The organism is Rouxiella sp. WC2420 (assembly GCF_041200025.1).
Taxonomy (GTDB): Bacteria; Pseudomonadota; Gammaproteobacteria; order Enterobacterales; family Enterobacteriaceae; genus Rouxiella.
The window spans coordinates 2,056,236-2,071,810 of sequence record NZ_CP165628.1; the positions used below are offsets into that span (position 1 = coordinate 2,056,236).

Annotated in this window: 16 protein-coding genes and 1 pseudogene; 8 read left to right on the top strand and 9 right to left on the bottom strand. The window is 53.8% G+C overall.

The genetic code is table 11. The features are described from left to right. Positions 1–72 precede the first annotated feature (72 nt). Positions 73–975 (top strand): AraC family transcriptional regulator, encoded by a 903-nt coding sequence (locus AB3G37_RS09525; RefSeq protein ID WP_369790478.1) that lies wholly within the window; start codon positions 73–75, stop codon positions 973–975. Here AB3G37_RS09525 and AB3G37_RS09530 read toward each other — a convergent pair. Beyond that, a complete protein-coding gene (locus AB3G37_RS09530) occupies positions 972–1,406 on the bottom strand; it encodes a GNAT family N-acetyltransferase (protein ID WP_369790479.1) in 435 nt (144 codons plus the stop codon). The two genes, AB3G37_RS09525 and AB3G37_RS09530, sit on opposite strands and share 4 nt — an antisense overlap. A gap of 214 nt (positions 1,407–1,620) precedes the next feature. Here AB3G37_RS09530 and AB3G37_RS09535 point away from each other — a divergent pair, with 214 nt between their 5' ends. The 3 genes from AB3G37_RS09535 to AB3G37_RS09545 are packed head-to-tail and all read left to right on the top strand — an operon-like array spanning position 1,621 to position 5,772. Then, positions 1,621–3,093 carry an efflux transporter outer membrane subunit gene (locus tag AB3G37_RS09535; protein WP_369790480.1) on the top strand — a complete coding sequence of 491 codons (1,473 nt, stop codon included), beginning with the start codon at positions 1,621–1,623 and terminating at the stop codon, positions 3,091–3,093. Further along, complete coding sequence (locus tag AB3G37_RS09540; RefSeq protein WP_369790481.1) at positions 3,093–4,211, top strand: HlyD family secretion protein; 1,119 nt, start codon at positions 3,093–3,095, stop codon at positions 4,209–4,211. The genes AB3G37_RS09535 and AB3G37_RS09540 overlap by 1 nt, the downstream gene beginning before the upstream one ends. Continuing rightward, positions 4,204–5,772, top strand: coding sequence for an MDR family MFS transporter (locus tag AB3G37_RS09545; protein WP_369790482.1), 1,569 nt, complete (start codon positions 4,204–4,206; stop codon positions 5,770–5,772). Before AB3G37_RS09540 ends, AB3G37_RS09545 begins: the two co-directional genes overlap by 8 nt. Here AB3G37_RS09545 and AB3G37_RS09550 read toward each other — a convergent pair. Further along, entirely contained in the window at positions 5,769–6,527 is a 759-nt protein-coding gene (locus AB3G37_RS09550) for a helix-turn-helix transcriptional regulator (RefSeq protein WP_369790483.1), read from the bottom strand. The two genes, AB3G37_RS09545 and AB3G37_RS09550, sit on opposite strands and share 4 nt — an antisense overlap. A gap of 66 nt (positions 6,528–6,593) precedes the next feature. Next, on the bottom strand, positions 6,594–7,508 hold the full coding sequence (locus AB3G37_RS09555; RefSeq protein WP_369790484.1) for a LysR family transcriptional regulator: 915 nt from the start codon (positions 7,506–7,508) through the stop codon (positions 6,594–6,596). A 112-nt stretch (positions 7,509–7,620) separates the two neighbouring features. Between AB3G37_RS09555 and AB3G37_RS09560 the strand changes: the two genes are divergently transcribed. The 3 genes from AB3G37_RS09560 (at position 7,621) to AB3G37_RS09570 (ending at position 9,023) form a co-directional block, all read left to right on the top strand. Next, complete coding sequence (locus AB3G37_RS09560) at positions 7,621–8,445, top strand: SDR family oxidoreductase (RefSeq protein ID WP_369790485.1); 825 nt, start codon at positions 7,621–7,623, stop codon at positions 8,443–8,445. Positions 8,446–8,670: 225 nt separating this feature from the next. Then, positions 8,671–8,793: a hypothetical protein gene (locus AB3G37_RS09565; protein WP_369790486.1), complete on the top strand. Its 123-nt coding sequence runs from the start codon at positions 8,671–8,673 to the stop codon at positions 8,791–8,793. Between the two features lie 26 nt (positions 8,794–8,819). Next, complete coding sequence (locus AB3G37_RS09570; protein ID WP_369790487.1) at positions 8,820–9,023, top strand: acyltransferase family protein; 204 nt, start codon at positions 8,820–8,822, stop codon at positions 9,021–9,023. A gap of 292 nt (positions 9,024–9,315) precedes the next feature. On the opposite strand, the pseudogene AB3G37_RS09575 reads toward AB3G37_RS09570, so the two are convergent. Next, a pseudogene (locus AB3G37_RS09575) lies at positions 9,316–9,408 on the bottom strand (hypothetical protein); the annotation flags it as partial. Between the two features lie 14 nt (positions 9,409–9,422). After that, on the bottom strand, positions 9,423–10,136 hold the full coding sequence (locus AB3G37_RS09580) for an SDR family oxidoreductase (RefSeq protein ID WP_369790488.1): 714 nt from the start codon (positions 10,134–10,136) through the stop codon (positions 9,423–9,425). 167 nt (positions 10,137–10,303) lie between these two features. Between AB3G37_RS09580 and AB3G37_RS09585 the strand changes: the two genes are divergently transcribed. Then, positions 10,304–10,441 (top strand): hypothetical protein, encoded by a 138-nt coding sequence (locus AB3G37_RS09585; protein WP_369790489.1) that lies wholly within the window; start codon positions 10,304–10,306, stop codon positions 10,439–10,441. Here the strand turns inward: AB3G37_RS09585 and AB3G37_RS09590 are convergent. From AB3G37_RS09590 to AB3G37_RS09605, 4 genes are read right to left on the bottom strand one after another with little or no spacing between them, the layout of a single operon-like run. Continuing rightward, the gene (locus AB3G37_RS09590; protein WP_369790490.1) at positions 10,408–12,108 is read right to left on the bottom strand and encodes a dipeptide ABC transporter ATP-binding protein; all 1,701 of its coding nucleotides are present in this window, start codon (positions 12,106–12,108) and stop codon (positions 10,408–10,410) included. The two genes, AB3G37_RS09585 and AB3G37_RS09590, sit on opposite strands and share 34 nt — an antisense overlap. Positions 12,109–12,112: 4 nt before the next feature. Continuing rightward, positions 12,113–12,976 carry an ABC transporter permease gene (locus AB3G37_RS09595; protein WP_369790491.1) on the bottom strand — a complete coding sequence of 288 codons (864 nt, stop codon included), beginning with the start codon at positions 12,974–12,976 and terminating at the stop codon, positions 12,113–12,115. A gap of 2 nt (positions 12,977–12,978) precedes the next feature. After that, positions 12,979–13,908 (bottom strand): ABC transporter permease, encoded by a 930-nt coding sequence (locus tag AB3G37_RS09600; protein ID WP_369790492.1) that lies wholly within the window; start codon positions 13,906–13,908, stop codon positions 12,979–12,981. 1 nt (position 13,909) lies between these two features. Further along, the gene (locus AB3G37_RS09605; protein WP_369790926.1) at positions 13,910–15,463 is read right to left on the bottom strand and encodes an ABC transporter substrate-binding protein; all 1,554 of its coding nucleotides are present in this window, start codon (positions 15,461–15,463) and stop codon (positions 13,910–13,912) included. Positions 15,464–15,575 lie beyond the last annotated feature (112 nt).

A 15,575-nucleotide genomic window follows, 5' to 3' on the forward strand; every position in this document is an offset into this window, starting at 1 on the left:
AGATAACTATAGTCTTCTCAATCTGTACTTAATATAATGCTAAGTCCGGTTATCATTAGCAGGAGTCCAGTTATGAGCGATCCTTTAGCCGAAGTTGTCACCCTCCTTCAACCGCAGGCTTCTTTTTCAAAGCAGGTCAGCGCGGCGGGAACTTGGCGTGCGCATCGTACAGAAACCGGCAGGCCGTTTTACTGTGTGATACTCGAAGGCAGCTGCTGTCTGGAGGTCCTAAACCAACCTTCGCTGATCTTGCAGAAAGGCGATTTCGTACTGATTCCCGATGCCTGGGATTTCAGTATGTCGAGCTTGCCGCCCTCTGAGTCTATTCATTTCAATACTTTACCGGTAATGATCTCAGAAGGCGTTTTCAGGCTGGGCAGGCAGGAGGGCAAAGCTGAAGTTGAAGTGTTGCTCGGGCACATCCATTTTGCTTCGCCCGACGCTGCGCTACTGGTCTCGCTTTTACCGCAGCTGCTGCTTGCTCGAGGAGAAAACAGGCTGTCTACGCTGGTGCAACTGATTGTGGACGAGACACGCGACAAACGCCCGGCGCGAGAAGTTATTTTGCCGCGACTGCTTGAAGTTATGCTTATCGAGGCGCTGAGATCTTCTAGCGCCATCGCCACGTCTGCGGGATTATTGCGCGGGCTTGCTGATGAGCGTCTTGCCGCCGCCATCAGGCAAATCCATAAAGCTCCAGCAAAAAAATGGACCGTGGAGTTGTTGGCTAAAGAGGCGGCTCTGTCTCGCTCAACCTTCTTTGAGAGATTTAGGATGGCCACCGGGGTAGCGCCGATAGAATATCTTTTGGCCTGGCGAATGGCGCTCGCCAAAAAAATGTTGCAGTACAAAGAGGGCAACGTCGCCGAGGTGGCCGAGCGCGTCGGTTATGGTTCAGCCAGCGCCTTCAGCGTGGCGTTTACTCGCTACGTTGGCATTCCTCCGGCCCATTACGCGCAAAGTATTAATCTCTAGCGCCAAACGTAGCGATAGAACAATCCCTCTGTGCGCCTGCTGACATTGGGCATTGAATCATAAAGTCTCAAAGCCTTTTTGTTATTGCTCAGACATGACCACGCAAGATTGAGATTTTGTCTTTCGGCGCTGCTCTTAAGATTGAGCATCAATGCCCTGGCCAGTCCTTTACCCTGAAATTCTTCAAATAAAATAATTAGATAAAGATACATTTCGGTGGGTTTTTGCTGAACACATATCAAGCCGGCCTGTTGTCCATTGACATAAACCCAGCGAAACCATTCTGGTTTTAGTTTCGAGCTAAATTCTTCTTTCTGAAAAGCCTCATCCCAACCTACTGAATTTTCGATTATCCCGCGCATGTATTTTTCGAATATAGGAAAGAGTTGGGCCATTTGCTCAGGATTTATTTTCCGATAATCAATTTCCATATCAATTCCTTAATTTGCTGAAGGCCAGTCAGACTGGCATGTTTGCATTATGTCGATAGGCGTCAATCAGTTCTCATTGATAAGCCCTTGATGATGCTTCGATTAGCCTGCCTTATCAATATGTCCATTTAGAGACAATGAAAGTCGAATTCTCGACATAAAGCCAATTGTTTAATCATTAACCTAGACGCATTCTCACTGGCGAGTGCTTTTCATGTCTAACAACACAAGGCTACTGGCAGCCTTAATCCCTTTAATATCTTCGAGTTGTAGCGTAGGCCCTGACCAGCCGCCGCAGGCAACGGTCACACTCAATGCCCTCAGGCCGCCGGTATCTGCCTTGGCGGATCGATGGTGGCAGCTGTATCAAGACTCCAATTTAAATCTGGCGGTAGAGCAGGCTTTAAGCAACAACCGCAGTCTGCGCGTGGCTGCCGCAAAATTGCTTGAGGCTCGCGCAGTGCTTAATGAGACAGATGATGAGCGATTGCCCGGCACGACGTTTTCTGCCAACGCGGGCTACGGCAGCACAATCAATGACCAAATCGCAGCGGCGCGGCAGCAGAGCGGCATTCGCACCGGCTCGCGTTACGGAATCGGGATTGACGTGCAGTGGGAAGTCGATCTTTTCGGTCGTCTGCACTCCCTGAGCCGGGCCGCCGAGGCGGACGCACAGTCGGCGCAGGCGGCAGAGGATGGCCTCCGCGTGGTGGTGGCTGCCGAGACCTCGCGGGCCTGGCTAGATGCGTGTAGCTACGCGCAGCAAATCGGCATAGCGCAGCGTTCGCTGGAAATGGCCGAGCACGGGCAGCAAATCGCTGAACGGCTGCGCCAGTCCGGGGCCGGTGTCACCCTCGACGTGGTGCGAGCTCAGGCACAGGTTGAGCAAACCCGAGCCAGTTTGCCGCTTTTGCAGGCTGCGCGACGCAATACGCTGGCGGAGCTGGCAGTGTTAATGGGGCATTTGCCAGACGATCCCCCACAGGCAGCCGCAGACTGTCAATCGCCACCGCAGTTGGCTCACTCTGCGGTGCAGGCAACCAATGGTATGGCGATGTTAAGCCGACGGCCTGACGTTTTACAGGCTCAGCAGCAGCTGATTGCCGCTACAGCAAGAATTGGCGTTGCGACGGCCGACCTTTATCCGCGTATCTCGTTGGGTAGCAGCGTGTTGAGTTCCGCTCCTCAGCCCGATGGTTGGGATAAAAGCGGCGCTTCTGTTTGGAGCATCGGGCCGCTGGTCTCGTGGTCGTTTCCTGATCTCAGCCAGGCCAGGGCGCGCATTGCTCAGGCTGGCGCGCGGGAAAGTGCAGCGCTGGCCAACTTCGACGGCACGCTGCTTGGCGCTTTAAAAGAGGTGCAGCAGAATCTCTCGGATTACGACGCGATTCAGCAACAGCAGCAGGCGCTAACTCAAGCCGATAAAAACAGTCAGCAGGCATTGCAGCTTGCCCAATATTCATGGCAAGCCGGGGCGACCACGGCTTTGGACTATCTAGACGCGCAGCGTAGCGATATCGCCGTGCAAAGCCAGCTGGCGCAGGTTAATGCGCAGGTCATTGATGCTCAGATATCGCTGTTCAAAGCCCTCGGCGGTGGCTGGCAACAGGCTCCTGCCGTGGTATTGCCAACACCGCAACGCGCTAATCCCCAGTTTCCCCTTATTGCCAAACGAGAAAATCTTTGATGACCGTACAACCAACCCCTGTTCAGCAACGGGCTATTTCCCCTTATCGCGCTAAACCGCGCCCCCGAACCATTATCGCCATTGTGTTACTTGCGCTGATTATGCTGGCGTGGGGCATTTATTGGTGGACCACTGGGCGATGGCTCATCGATACCGATGATGCCTACGTGCGCGCCGATATTGTGACTTTGGCACCGCGTATTTCCGGTTATCTGACTGAAGTTAATGTTGAGGACAATCAGCAGGTAAGGGCCGGTGAAGTGTTGGCACAAATTGATACTCGCGACTATCAGGCCAAGGTCTGTCAGGCCGCCGCCGCTGTCAGGGCCGCAGCAGCAGAACTTAGCGTGCAGCAGGCGCGGATATTCAGCCTTCAGGCTCGTCAAATTCAGCAAAAAAGTCGTATTGACGATGCTCAGGCAGCGGTGCGGGCGGCTGGCGCAGAGTCTGAACGTTCGGCATTGGAAGAGCGTCGCCAAGTACGGCTGATGAGCCAGAATGTCAGTAGTATGCAGCAGCTGGAAGCAGCAAAGGCGGAGATGAATAAAACCGCGGCCAATCTTGCTCGGGCGCAGGCACAGGCATTGATGAGCAAACAGGCCCTGATGGTGCTGGCAAGCGACAGGCAGGCGGCGGAGGCCGAGTTGGTTAAAGCCGATGCTTTGCAATCGCAGGCGCAGGCGATGCTGAATCTGGCGCGCATCAATTTAGGCAGTACACAGATTAAGAGCCCGATCGCGGGCACTGCCGGGGAACGAACTTTGCGCGTGGGCCAATATGTAGAAGTCGGCTCGCCGTTGCTGGCCGTGGTGCCTGACAGTGTCTATGTGATTGCTAATTTCAAGGAAACGCAGATTGATCTTATGCGCATCGGGCAAACGGCTGAAGTGACTGTAGATGCTTATGATGGCCAACGTTTCAATGGGACGGTTGAAAGCTTTGCGCCCGCCTCTGGCGCGCAGTTTGCGCTACTTCCTCCAGACAACGCCACCGGCAATTTTACCAAAATAGTCCAACGAATGCCGGTGCGTATTCGATTGAACAAGGGGCAGGCGCGGCTCGGCGAAATTCGCCCCGGCATGTCAGTGATTGTCACGGTGGATACTCACCATGGCTAGGCAAATAGCGGCACCGGCAATTTCATTACGTACCTGGGTGGCGGTTCTGGGTAGCGTAGTTGGCTGCTTTATGGCGGGCATGAACGTACACGTGACCAATGCCTCGCTGCCCAACGTGCGTGGTTCGCTAGGGGCAACGTTTGAAGAAGGGTCGTGGATCACCACCGCCTATCTGGTTGCAGAAATTATCATTATTCCAGTCACCGGCTGGCTGGTTTCAATATTTTCCATGCGTCGGGTACTGATGGTGGGCACTGCCGGATTTGTGTTTTTTTCGATTGCCTGCTCGCTGGCGCCCAACATTCAGAGCATGATTTTTGCTCGCGCATTGCAGGGGGCGTTTGGCGGAGTACTGATCCCGCTGTCGTTCCAGCTGATTGTCGGGGAGCTGCCGAGCAACAAGCACGCACTTGGCATGGCGCTGTTTGCCGTGGCTAATAACGTTGCGCAGGCGGCGGGGCCGTCACTTGGCGGCTGGCTCACCGACGCCTATTCGTGGCGCTGGATTTTCTATTTACAGGTGCCGCCCGGCCTGCTGCTGCTGGCTGCCATTGGCTGGTCGGTTAAACCGCAACCGGTACAACTGGAAAAGCTAAGGCAGGGCGACTGGTGGGGAATTATCACCATGGCGATAGGCCTTTCGGCGCTGCAAATCATGCTGGAAGAGGGAGGGCGCAATGACTGGTTTTCGTCATCATTTATCGTCAACTGTACGCTGCTGGCGGTGCTGGGGCTGGCGGGTTTCGTCTATGTCGAGCTGAAGAGCAAAACGCCATTTATCAATCTGCGGCTGCTTGGTCGCTATAATTTTGGGCTTGCCAGCCTGATGCAGTTTTGTTTTGGTGCAGTGGTGTTTGGTGTGGTTTTTCTGGTGCCAAATTATTTTGCCGAGGTTCACGGCTATAACGCCAGTCAGATTGGCGCGATGATGATCCCCTACGGCATTGTGCAATTTATTATGTCGTTTGCGACCCCACGCCTGATGCGCTGGACCAGCGCGCGCACGGCGATCATTGCCGGATTCGCCATCACCGGCCTCGGCTGTCTGATGAACATTCATCTCAACCCAAACGCGGCCTACAACGTGATTGTGCCTTCGCTGGTGGTGCGCGGTATTGGTCAATCGTTGGTGGTGGTCGCACTCGGCGTGATGGCGATTCAGGGGCTGGAAAAAGAACAGCTGGGTTCTGCCTCAGGCCTGTTTTCGATGGTGCGTAATGTCGGCGGGGCTATCGGCATCGCGCTGTCCAGCCAGATAGTCGTCGAGCGCGAAAAATGGCACGCGCAACGCATTGGCGAATCGGTAACGCTGTTTGCTCAGGCGACGCAACAGCGGCTGGTGGAGTGGGTTAATCTGTTGGCGCATCGTCATCTGGATTACGCCAGCGCATTGTATGGCGCAGGTGCCGCGCAATTGCGACAGCAGGCGTTGGGTTTAATAAATAACACGGTGCGCCGCGATGCGCTGCTGCAGTCATACAGCGACGCTTTTTATATCGCCGGGCTGGCAATGCTGGTCTGCATGCTGGCCGGATTTATTCTCAGGAAAAACGAGGATTAAAGATAAAATTCGGAAGGAGGGAGGCCGAACTGGCGTTTAAAGGCGGCGGCAAAGGCGCTTTGGCTTTCATAGCCGTGCTGCAAGGCAACCTGAACAATAGGCATGCCCTGCGCCAGTGACTCAAGAGACATCAGAAGACGCGCCTGCTGTCGCCAGCGACCAAAGGTTATGCCTGTTTGTCGTTGAAACTGACGATGAAAGGTTTTGTCGCTCATCGCCAGCATTGCGGCCCAGTCACTTGCCGCACGGCCATCGGCAGGTTCCTCGACCAGCGCCTGACAAACTCTGATAATCCTTGCATCCTGTGGCCATGGAAGATTAAAGGGCAGTATCGGCAGCGAGCAGAGCTCATCGAGGATAAAGCGCATCAGGCGGCCATCGCGACTTTCCGCCTGATAGTCAGTTTCAACTTTGGTCGCGGCAAGAATAAGCTCGCGCAGCAGGGGCGAAACATCGATAACACAGTCGCTGTCGGGTAATCCCGGGATGGCATCGGGATTAACAAAGATGCTGCGCATCCGAGCCGCTCCGCGCATGCGAACCGTGTGGCTGATACCGGCTTTCAGCCATACGCCACGGCTGGGTGGAACGACCCAGCGGCCGAGCTCGGTTTCAATGACCAGCACGCCTTCAATAGCGTAAAGCAGCTGCGCGCGCTGGTGTGAGTGGGCAGGAATAATATGACCGCTGGCGTAATCGGCGGCGACCCCGATAACCGGAATTGCGGTGGAATCATTTTCAAAAGACAGTGCCACTGTTGTTCGTCCTTGAAGCGAAAAAATATGACCATCAAGCTGCAATAGTATGCTAACTGTCGCTATTTAGACACCTTGCGTGCCGCGAAATTCACGCAATAAATCGATAAATACCCGCAGGTTGGCAGGCATATGACGGTTCTGCGGAAAATAAAGGCACAGGCCGGGAATGACTGGAGACCAGTCCTCCAGCACGGCTGTCAGGCGGCCGTGTTGGAGGTCTTCCCGCATATAACTGTCTGGCAAATAGGCAATACCCAGCCCGTCAATTGCCGCTTCGAGCATCAGCTGAATATTATCAAGCGTCAACATGCCCGGAACGTCGAGGGCGATTTCCTGACCCTCTTTGGAAAACTCCCACCGATAGCGCTTGCCGCTGGGCAGCCGCTGACGAATGCAACGATGCTGTGCAAGCTCTTCTGGCACCCTGGGCGTGCCGTGGCTGGTGAGATAATCAGGCGAAGCTACGGCAAGAAAACGCACCTCGCGCTCAAGGCGAACCGCCACCATGTCTTTAGGCACTGCCTCGGCCAATCTTATGCCCGCATCAAACCCTTGTTCAACCACGTCGACCAGTGATCCTTCCGCCACCAGATCCAGCTCAATGGCCGGGTAGCGGCGCATAAACTCAGGGACAATAGTGCGCAGCAGAAAACGGACTCCCGCCTCGTTGCCATTAATACGCAGCCGCCCCATCAGGTGACCCGGCGTACCGGCCACATTCTCGAATGCGGCATCTAGCCCACTTATTACCGGCTCAAGGTTTTTAAGAAACCGTTTGCCCGCCTCGGTGAGAGAGACACTGCGAGTGGTGCGATGCAGCAGACGTGCGCCCAGCGTGGTCTCAAGGGTTCTTATTACGTGACTTAGCGAGGAACGCGTTACGCCCAGCAAGTCGGCCGCGCGGCGAAAACTGAGATGTTCCGCCACACAAATAAAGGCCCGCAGCTCATTCAAAGTCGGTTTATTGATTGGTGACATTATTTCACCTATTAATCCAATTTATAGGTCATTAACGTAACAGTAAACAGCGGGTAGGCTCTATTACTTAACGATGATTTATTTACGTCATAACCTCCAATAGGTGAAAAAGATGAGCAAAACCTGGTTTATAAGCGGAACCTCTACCGGCCTTGGCCGCCTGCTTACCGAGAGTTTACTTAAGCGCGGCGACCGCGTGGTAGCGACATTGCGCAAGCCGAACATGCTGAATAATTTGCGCGAAAAGTTTGGCGATCGACTGCACATCCTCAAACTTGATGTGACCGATACCACAGCAATCCGGGAAAGTGTCGCAGAGGCGTTTAACCATTTTGGCCGTATTGATCTGGTGGTTAGCAATGCAGGTTACGGGCTTTTTGGCGCGGCGGAAGAGGTGAGTGATGATCAACTTGAACGGCAGATTGCCACCAATCTCACCGGGTCAATTCAGCTTATCCGCGCAGTGCTCCCTTACCTGCGTCAGCAGGGAGGAGGCCGTGTGGTGCAAGTTTCTTCCGAGGGCGGGCAAATCGCTTACCCCAATTTCAGCCTTTACCATGCGACAAAATGGGGAATTGAAGGCTTCGTCGAGTCGGTGGCTCAGGAGGTTGCGCCGTGGGGGATCGATTTTATGCTGGTTGAGCCTGGCCCGACCGGAACAAACTTTGCCGAAGGATTAGATCGCGCTCAAACCCTGCGTTGCTACGACGAAACTCCGGCTGGAGAGGTTAGAAGAGCGGTGGATAATGGCGACTTTATTATTAGCGGTGACGCGGTAAAGGCGGTGGCCGCGATGATAGCGGCGGCTGATGCGCCCGTTATGCCTTTCCGACTGGCATTGGGCAGTACAAGCTATAGCTCGATTCGTGAAGCGTTAAGTCGGCGATTACAACAACTGGAAGCACAAAAGGCGGTGACGTTGTCTACTGATAAATAGTTTATTGAGTCAAAGCATCAACCTAAAGTAATTTTTACTATTATGTATCCTTTAAGTTGCCGGCAAAAAGAATACATTAATATATTTAACTTGAGATATTTATTATATATTTCCACATCAAAAGCTGCTATTGAACGAGTGTTATTATTTATCGCGCTCAACCTGATATTACTAGGGGGGTTGATTTTTGCTGTTTTTACGGCTAATAGGTGATGAACTATGCACATGAAATATAATGCATTACATGATAACTGTTTTGATGTGCTCAGGCATTTAGCTGCTTTGATGGTTATTTTTGACCACCACCATTCTTTGAGTGGAGGAGCTGAGCCGGAGTTTTTCGGTTAACTTAATTAGGCTCTATTGCGGTATATATGTTCTTTTCAATCTCTGGGTATCTCATTACTCAAAATTTTGAACGGAGAAAGTCTAATATTGAATATGCCAAGAAAAGGTTTTTTAGGATTTATCCCGGCTTGGCGATTTGCCTGATTTTCACTGTTTATATATGTTGTGGCATGTTTGGCCGACTAGGGTTTAGCGATTGGGTAACCTCTGGCTTAGCAGTCGATCTATGAAATCAATGATGTTCATCTTCTCCTGGATAATATTATATCTGTCTACCTTTTCTCATTTGTTTAGCGATGCCGTTATATCGATGGCGGTTTGTTTGCTAGCCATTGTCAGCATCGCGACTGTTGGCATTGGCCATTTTCAGACTTGGGGGCTTGAACGGGCTATTCGTTCATCTGAGGGCGTGTTTTGCAAATATTCTTCCACCGCTTTAGCACTCAACAGACTGTCATAATGCCCGGCTACCAGCAGCACCATATAACCACGCGCCAGCAGGTTAGGGCGATATCCCAGTTAGGCGGCGGCCAGCACCTTCTTTTGTGCCTTTCCCAAGACCGAAGCACCAGGCGTGAAGGCGCGTGATACTGTCCATTTCGACACGCCAGCCAGTTTAGCTACATCACTTAACGTTTGGCTTTGTCGTGACGCGGTCTGACACTGACGTCAGTAATCTGGGTATCTTCAGTGGCGTTCACCACCAGTCGCACCGCGCTGGCAACTGATTCTGGCGTGCTGTACTCCAGCGGATTAATGGCCTCAAAGTTCCCGGCGCGTTCGCGGCTTTTTCTGTTCATCGGCGTATCGGTAGGGCCGGGCGAGACGGTAGAAACGCGAACGCCGTTGTCACTTTCTTCACCACGCAGAGCATGGGCAAGGGCATTGAGGGCAAATTTGCTGGCGGAGTAAACGGCATGTCCCGGCAATGCCAGCGTGCCAGATCCCGAGTTGATAAACACAATCTGACCGCGTTGTTCGCGCAGAGTAGGCAGTGCAAGGCGGGTCAGTTCTGCGGGGGCAAAAACGTTAACCGAAAACTGCTTTTGCCAGATATCCGGCGCGGCTTTCTCAACGGTGGTTTGCTCGGAGACTGCAGCCGCGTGAACCAGCACATCAATTTTTGCCAGAGAGGCAACCAGCTTTTGCTGGGCAGAGAAATCGAGCAGGTCAATTTCTACTGCCTCAACATTTTGCAGCAGCCGTAACGCCACCAGGCTGTCTTTATTGCGGCCCAATGCATAGACGTGGTGATCTTTTGCCAAGTCATGGACGATTGCCAAACCAATACCGCTAGTGCCTCCGGTGACCACTGCCACCGGTAAAGCCGATGTATGACTCATGGGTTATCTCCATATATTAATATCTTGCCAAATTATCAGCGGGCAGAACGAATGACGACGACAATTTAATTCTAAGCTTAGATAACTCATGCAAAACACCTCTTCTCATCTCTCTACGTTATGCATTTTACTGAGATCCTAAACATTTTTTCTTGGTAGTGCCCTTAATGGGCTTATGCAATGCTCAGCGCTGGCGTATTTTGCCGACCGATCCGACCGATCCGACCGATCCGACCGACCAAGGGTCCTCACGCAAGGCGGGGACCCATGGTCAGGCCGTAATCACGCTGGCGAGCAACGACTGAGTGTAAGGATGCTTCGGCGAGCCGATAATCTCTTCGGTGGTGCCCGTTTCTACTATTTTCCCGTCTTTCATCACCGCAATTCGGTGGCTCATGTGTTCCACCACGCCTAAATCATGTGAGATAAACAGCATCGCCAATCCGAGCTTGCGTTGTAGGGCGGTGAGCAAGTCGAGGACTTGCGCTTGAGTAGTGACATCCAGCGCGGAAACCGGCTCATCGCAAACCAGAATTTCAGGTTCCGACGCCAACGCCTGGGCAATCGAAACACGCTGCCGTTGACCACCCGACAAAGCCTGCGGGCGGCGTTTTAATAGTTCAGGATTTAATCCAACCCCTTTTACCAGCTCCAGCGTTCGAGCTCGCAATGCCGAGGAAGACAGTTTGCCGCGCAGCTTCAACGGCTGCTGGATAATCTGCTCTACGGTGTACTGGGGATCAAACGAGCCTAGCGGATCTTGGGTAATGGTCTGAATACGCCCGCGTGAAGGTCGTCGTTCAGATTCGCGCAACCGACTCCAGGGTTTGCCGGCCAGCCAGACTTCACCGCGCTGAGCAGTCTGTAAGGCCAGCACCACTTTGCCGAGGGTGGTTTTGCCCGAGCCGGACTCACCCACCAGGCCTAGCGTTTCGCCCCATGCCAACTGAAGAGAAACCTCGCTGACCGCGTTGTGCCTGACGCCGTCAGGGCGGCTAAAATCTACCGATACTTCACGCACGTCCAGCGCGGCAACGTTTTTATCGCGGCGTTGCTGATGCGCATCTTTTTGGGCAGAAAGCGCCGCATCGGGCAACGGAGGTTCGCCGCCGAGCCAGCGACCGCGAGTTTTGGCACCAGGAATCGCTGCCAGCAAACGTTGGGTATAAGGATGAGACGGGGCCGCCAGCACTTGCGCCGCCGGACCGCTTTCTACCCCTTCGCCGTGCTGCATGACCACCACGCGGTCGGCAACTTGAGCAACCACCGACAGATCATGCGTGATGAGCAACACGCCATGACCGGCCTCGGCCAGCTTCTTGAATACTTCTAAAACACGCTGTTGCACGGTGACGTCGAGGGCGGTGGTCGGTTCATCGGCAATTAACAGCTGCGGCCCTCCCGCCAGCGCAGAGGCAATTAGCGCGCGCTGGCGCAATCCGCCGGACAGTTCATGCGGATATTGATTAATCCGGTGATGCGGATCGGGAATACCCACCTGTAGCAGCAGCGACGCTACCTGAGCGGAAACTTTGCTACGGGGAAGAAGGCGGTGAATCAATATCGGCTCTGCGACTTCGCGGCCAATGGTGCGCAACGGGTCGAGAGAAACCAGCGCATCCTGCAACACAAAACCTATCTCGCGGCCGCGAATCTTCTGCCATTCGGCTGCGCTTTGTTGCAGCAGATTGATCGATTTGCCGTCGTGCCCACACAATGACAGCGTCTTGGCCTGCACGCGGGCGTTGGACCCAGCCAGGCCGACCAGCGTGCGGGCGGTGACTGATTTACCCGAACCCGATTCGCCCACCAGCGCAACAATTTCACCGGGATTGACCTGAAAAGAGATATTTTTAACCGCCTCCACGCTGCCATCGACCTGCATGAAATCGACCTTGAGATTTTTGACTGTCAGCAGCGGAGTCGGGACAGTATTTTCATTAACAGTCATGGTGTTTTCATTAAGAGTCATCGCTTTAGGCCCCTTTTGCCAGAATGGTTTGCAAACGACGGCCCAGCAGGGTAATCGCAATGACTGACACCGCCACCACCGTAGCCGGGAGCAGGCTTATCCAGGGCGCAACATCAAGATAGTCGCGACCATCTGCCAGTAGCGCGCCCCATTCGGCGGTCGGTGGCACCACGCCAAGGCCGAGGAAGCTTAGCGAAGAGGCGGTCAGCACTGACTGACCCACACCGATAGTGGCGAGGATCAGCAACGGGCGCAGCGTATTCGGCAGAATATGGCGAAAGATTATGCTAAGCGGCGCTTCACCCAGCGCTACGGCGTGTTCGACATAGCCAGAAAATTTGACCTGCAACACCTGCGAGCGCAGCAAGCGTGCATAGCTGGCAATACCGGATAAACCTACCGCAATCAAAGTATTGGTCGGCCCGCGACCCAGTACCGCGATCACCAGCAGCGCCAGCAGTAGCTCGGGAAACGCCAACAGAATATCCAGCAGGCGCACCAGCACGCGGCGAATTGCCAGCGGAGCCAGCGCCGAGAGCAGGCCCAGTGCCGTTCCGCCCACGCAGGCAATCAGGGTTGCCCCAACACCAATACTTAGCGACAGCGCCGAACCGTAAATGACGCGGGAAAACACGTCGCGACCCAGTGAATCGGTCCCAAACCAATGATGCAAGGTCGGCGTAGCAAGAACCGCATCCATATCCATGTCATCGGGCTTTAACGGTGTAAACCATTGCGGAGCAATAACAGTAATAATCAGCAGCAGCACAAAAGCAGCCGGGAGCAGGGTATTGGGTAACAACCACGGATTACCGCTGCGGGACTTGCGGGGCTGGTCAGCGGTCACCAGCAAGGGATTGCTGCTCATCGTTAAGGCGTCCTTTTACGCAAGCGCGGATCGACCACCAGATAGGCGGCGTCAACCAGAAGATTAATAATCACAAACAGTAAAGCCGAGAGCATCACGATGCCCAGCACCAATGGCATATCACGGCTGGCTATGGCTTGTAGGGTAATTTTGCCGATACCGGCACGACCAAACACGGTTTCAGTCAAGATTGAGCCGCTGAGTACATTGGCCAGCATGGTGCCAGTCAAGGTTGAAGCAGCCAGCGAAGCATGACGCAGTGCGTGACGCACCCGCAGACGCGTTTCACCAGCTCCGCGACTGCGCACAGTCAGCGCGAAAGGCTGCGACAGCGCCTCTTCCAGGCCATCGCGTAAAATTTGGCTGAGGATCGCCGCCAGCGGCAGGCTGAGAGTGATTACCGGCAATACCAGCGAGCGCCAGCCGTCATTACCCATAACCGGGAACCAGTGCATCTGGAAGCTGAAAACGCTAAGCAGAATGATACCTAACCAGTAAACCGGGGTACTCAGCAGGCAAAGTTCGAAGCCTGCAAAGAAAGCTCTCAGATAGCGCCAGCGGCCTGCGGTCGCTAATGCATTGAGAACAGCCAGTGCCAAAGCCAGCACTAAAGCGCTAACCGCTAAAACCAGCGTTTGTTTTAAAGCATCGACGATAACGTCTACCACGGGTTGGCGGTACTGATAACTCTGCCCGAAATTACCCACCAAAGCATGACCAATGTAGTGCAAATATTGCAGCCACAACGGTTGGTCCAAGCCAAATTCATGGGTCAGCTGGGCGCGAAAAGCATCGTCCACCACGTTGGCACCGCCACTCAAAATTGATACCGGATCGCCCGGTATCAGTTTGAGCGCAATAAACGTGAGGGTGGCCGCGCCCCAAAGCACGGCCAAAATGGTCAACAGACGTTTTATTGCGGTGTAAACCATATTAATGACTCAGCCAGGCATCATAAAAATTAGGCTTGGCGTTGGTTGCCCAACTGACGCCGTGAAGCTGTTTGGTGATCCCCAGCTGATAGGCGGGTACATACAGCGGCACGACGTAAGCCTGACTGATAATCTGATGTTGAATCTCGGAATATAGCTGCTTGCGCTGCGCGTCCGGAGCCCCCTGTGCCTGAATCAGCTTGTCATCCAGAGAGCTGACGTGGCTGTAATCAGCCCCTTTGGGTGGTGTATAGCTTGAATGGAACACAGTGCGCAGAATGTCTGGCTCGGCGCGAACATAGTAGTTCGAAACGGCATCGTACTGATTGTTATTGGTACGATCGGTAAAGCCGCCTGAGTCAACCGGGTCCAGCTTGAAGTCAATCCCGGCTTTCTTGACCTGAAACTGGATTGCCTGAAACAGAGTCACGTCGGCGGTTTCCAGCGTGCTCGGGTCATAAACGAAATCTACCGTCAACGGCTTGCCGTCTTTAATACGAATTCCATCGGCGTTCTTGCTGGTCCAACCGGCCTCGTCCAGCAATTTATTCGCCTTGGCGAGGTCATAACCCAGCAGTTTGGCCACGGACGGATCGTAATACTGCGTTTGCGGACCCAACACATTGTTAGCCGCCTTCAGCGTGCCAAAGAAGGCGACTTTAACCGCTGAGGCCGGGTCAGTGGCGCTGAGGAAGGCCTGACGCACTTTCAGGTCGCTAAATATCCCCCTGGAAGTGTTCAAATACACGACGCGCACAATCCCCGGATTCTCTTTGGTTTTTACTTCCAGCGCCGGATTGCTTTTCACCGATTTGGCATTGACTGGTGGAACCGCGTCAATCGCCTGGATCTGGCCGCTGGTCAGCGCACCCAAACGCACGGAAGATTCCGGCAGATATTTGAAGTTAATCTCTGACAAATACGCCGGACCTTGGTGGGTAGCGTAGCCCGGCCCCCAGTTGTAGTCGGCACGACGGGTCAGCTGGCTACCGCTGCCTTTAACGAAGGATTTGAGAATAAACGGCCCGGACCCTACGACGGTGTTGTTGGTATTTTGCGTTTTCTTTAAATAGGTTGGCGACTGAATGCCTAAATACGGCAGGCTCAGCCCGGAAAGCAGCGGGGCGAACGGCGTATCGTAATGAATTGCCACCGTGTAGTCGTCTGGGGTGGTAATGGTTTTAATCGGCCCCAACAGTGATTTGGAATAGCTGGAGGTGGTTTTGGGGTCGAGAATGCGGTCCAGATTATATTTCACCGCGGCGGCGTCGAGTTTGGTGCCATCGCTGAACGTTACGTCTTTGCGCAGATGGAAAACGTAGTCAGTGTGCTTGTCGTTCACTTCCCAGCTTGAGGCCAGCCAAGGGGTGAAGCGATTGTCTTCTGCCTGGCCAACCAGTGAGTCGACCACGTTGCGGTCAATCAGCGCGGTGATTGACTGGCCAGTAATTGATGGGTCAATCGTTGGCGTATCACTGCCTAGCCCGACGTTGAGTGTTCCACCCTGAATCGGCGTTTGCGCGGCGTTAGCCAAAAACGGTTGCCCCGCGGCCATTACCAGCAATGATGCCGACACGGCTTTGGCAACATTCTTCATCTTCACGCGCAGCCTGTTGTGGTTCAAATTGTTTATATTCATTTAATACGCCCTAAATAATGGAAAATTC

Excerpts from the sequence above, each read along its gene's own strand:
- AB3G37_RS09525 (WP_369790478.1), top strand. The coding sequence starts at position 73 with ATGAGCGATCCTTTAGCCGAAGTTGTCACCCTCCTTCAACCGCAGGCT.
- AB3G37_RS09530 (WP_369790479.1), bottom strand. The coding sequence starts at position 1,406 with ATGGAAATTGATTATCGGAAAATAAATCCTGAGCAAATGGCCCAACTC.
- AB3G37_RS09535 (WP_369790480.1), top strand. The coding sequence starts at position 1,621 with ATGTCTAACAACACAAGGCTACTGGCAGCCTTAATCCCTTTAATATCT.
- AB3G37_RS09540 (WP_369790481.1), top strand. The coding sequence starts at position 3,093 with ATGACCGTACAACCAACCCCTGTTCAGCAACGGGCTATTTCCCCTTAT.
- AB3G37_RS09545 (WP_369790482.1), top strand. The coding sequence starts at position 4,204 with ATGGCTAGGCAAATAGCGGCACCGGCAATTTCATTACGTACCTGGGTG.
- AB3G37_RS09555 (WP_369790484.1), bottom strand. The coding sequence starts at position 7,508 with ATGTCACCAATCAATAAACCGACTTTGAATGAGCTGCGGGCCTTTATT.
- AB3G37_RS09560 (WP_369790485.1), top strand. The coding sequence starts at position 7,621 with ATGAGCAAAACCTGGTTTATAAGCGGAACCTCTACCGGCCTTGGCCGC.
- AB3G37_RS09565 (WP_369790486.1), top strand. The coding sequence starts at position 8,671 with ATGAAATATAATGCATTACATGATAACTGTTTTGATGTGCTCAGGCAT.
- AB3G37_RS09570 (WP_369790487.1), top strand. The coding sequence starts at position 8,820 with ATGTTCTTTTCAATCTCTGGGTATCTCATTACTCAAAATTTTGAACGG.
- AB3G37_RS09580 (WP_369790488.1), bottom strand. The coding sequence starts at position 10,136 with ATGAGTCATACATCGGCTTTACCGGTGGCAGTGGTCACCGGAGGCACT.
- AB3G37_RS09585 (WP_369790489.1), top strand. The coding sequence starts at position 10,304 with ATGGGCTTATGCAATGCTCAGCGCTGGCGTATTTTGCCGACCGATCCG.
- AB3G37_RS09590 (WP_369790490.1), bottom strand. The coding sequence starts at position 12,108 with ATGACTCTTAATGAAAACACCATGACTGTTAATGAAAATACTGTCCCG.
- AB3G37_RS09595 (WP_369790491.1), bottom strand. The coding sequence starts at position 12,976 with ATGAGCAGCAATCCCTTGCTGGTGACCGCTGACCAGCCCCGCAAGTCC.
- AB3G37_RS09600 (WP_369790492.1), bottom strand. The coding sequence starts at position 13,908 with ATGGTTTACACCGCAATAAAACGTCTGTTGACCATTTTGGCCGTGCTT.
- AB3G37_RS09605 (WP_369790926.1), bottom strand. The coding sequence starts at position 15,463 with ATGGCCGCGGGGCAACCGTTTTTGGCTAACGCCGCGCAAACGCCGATT.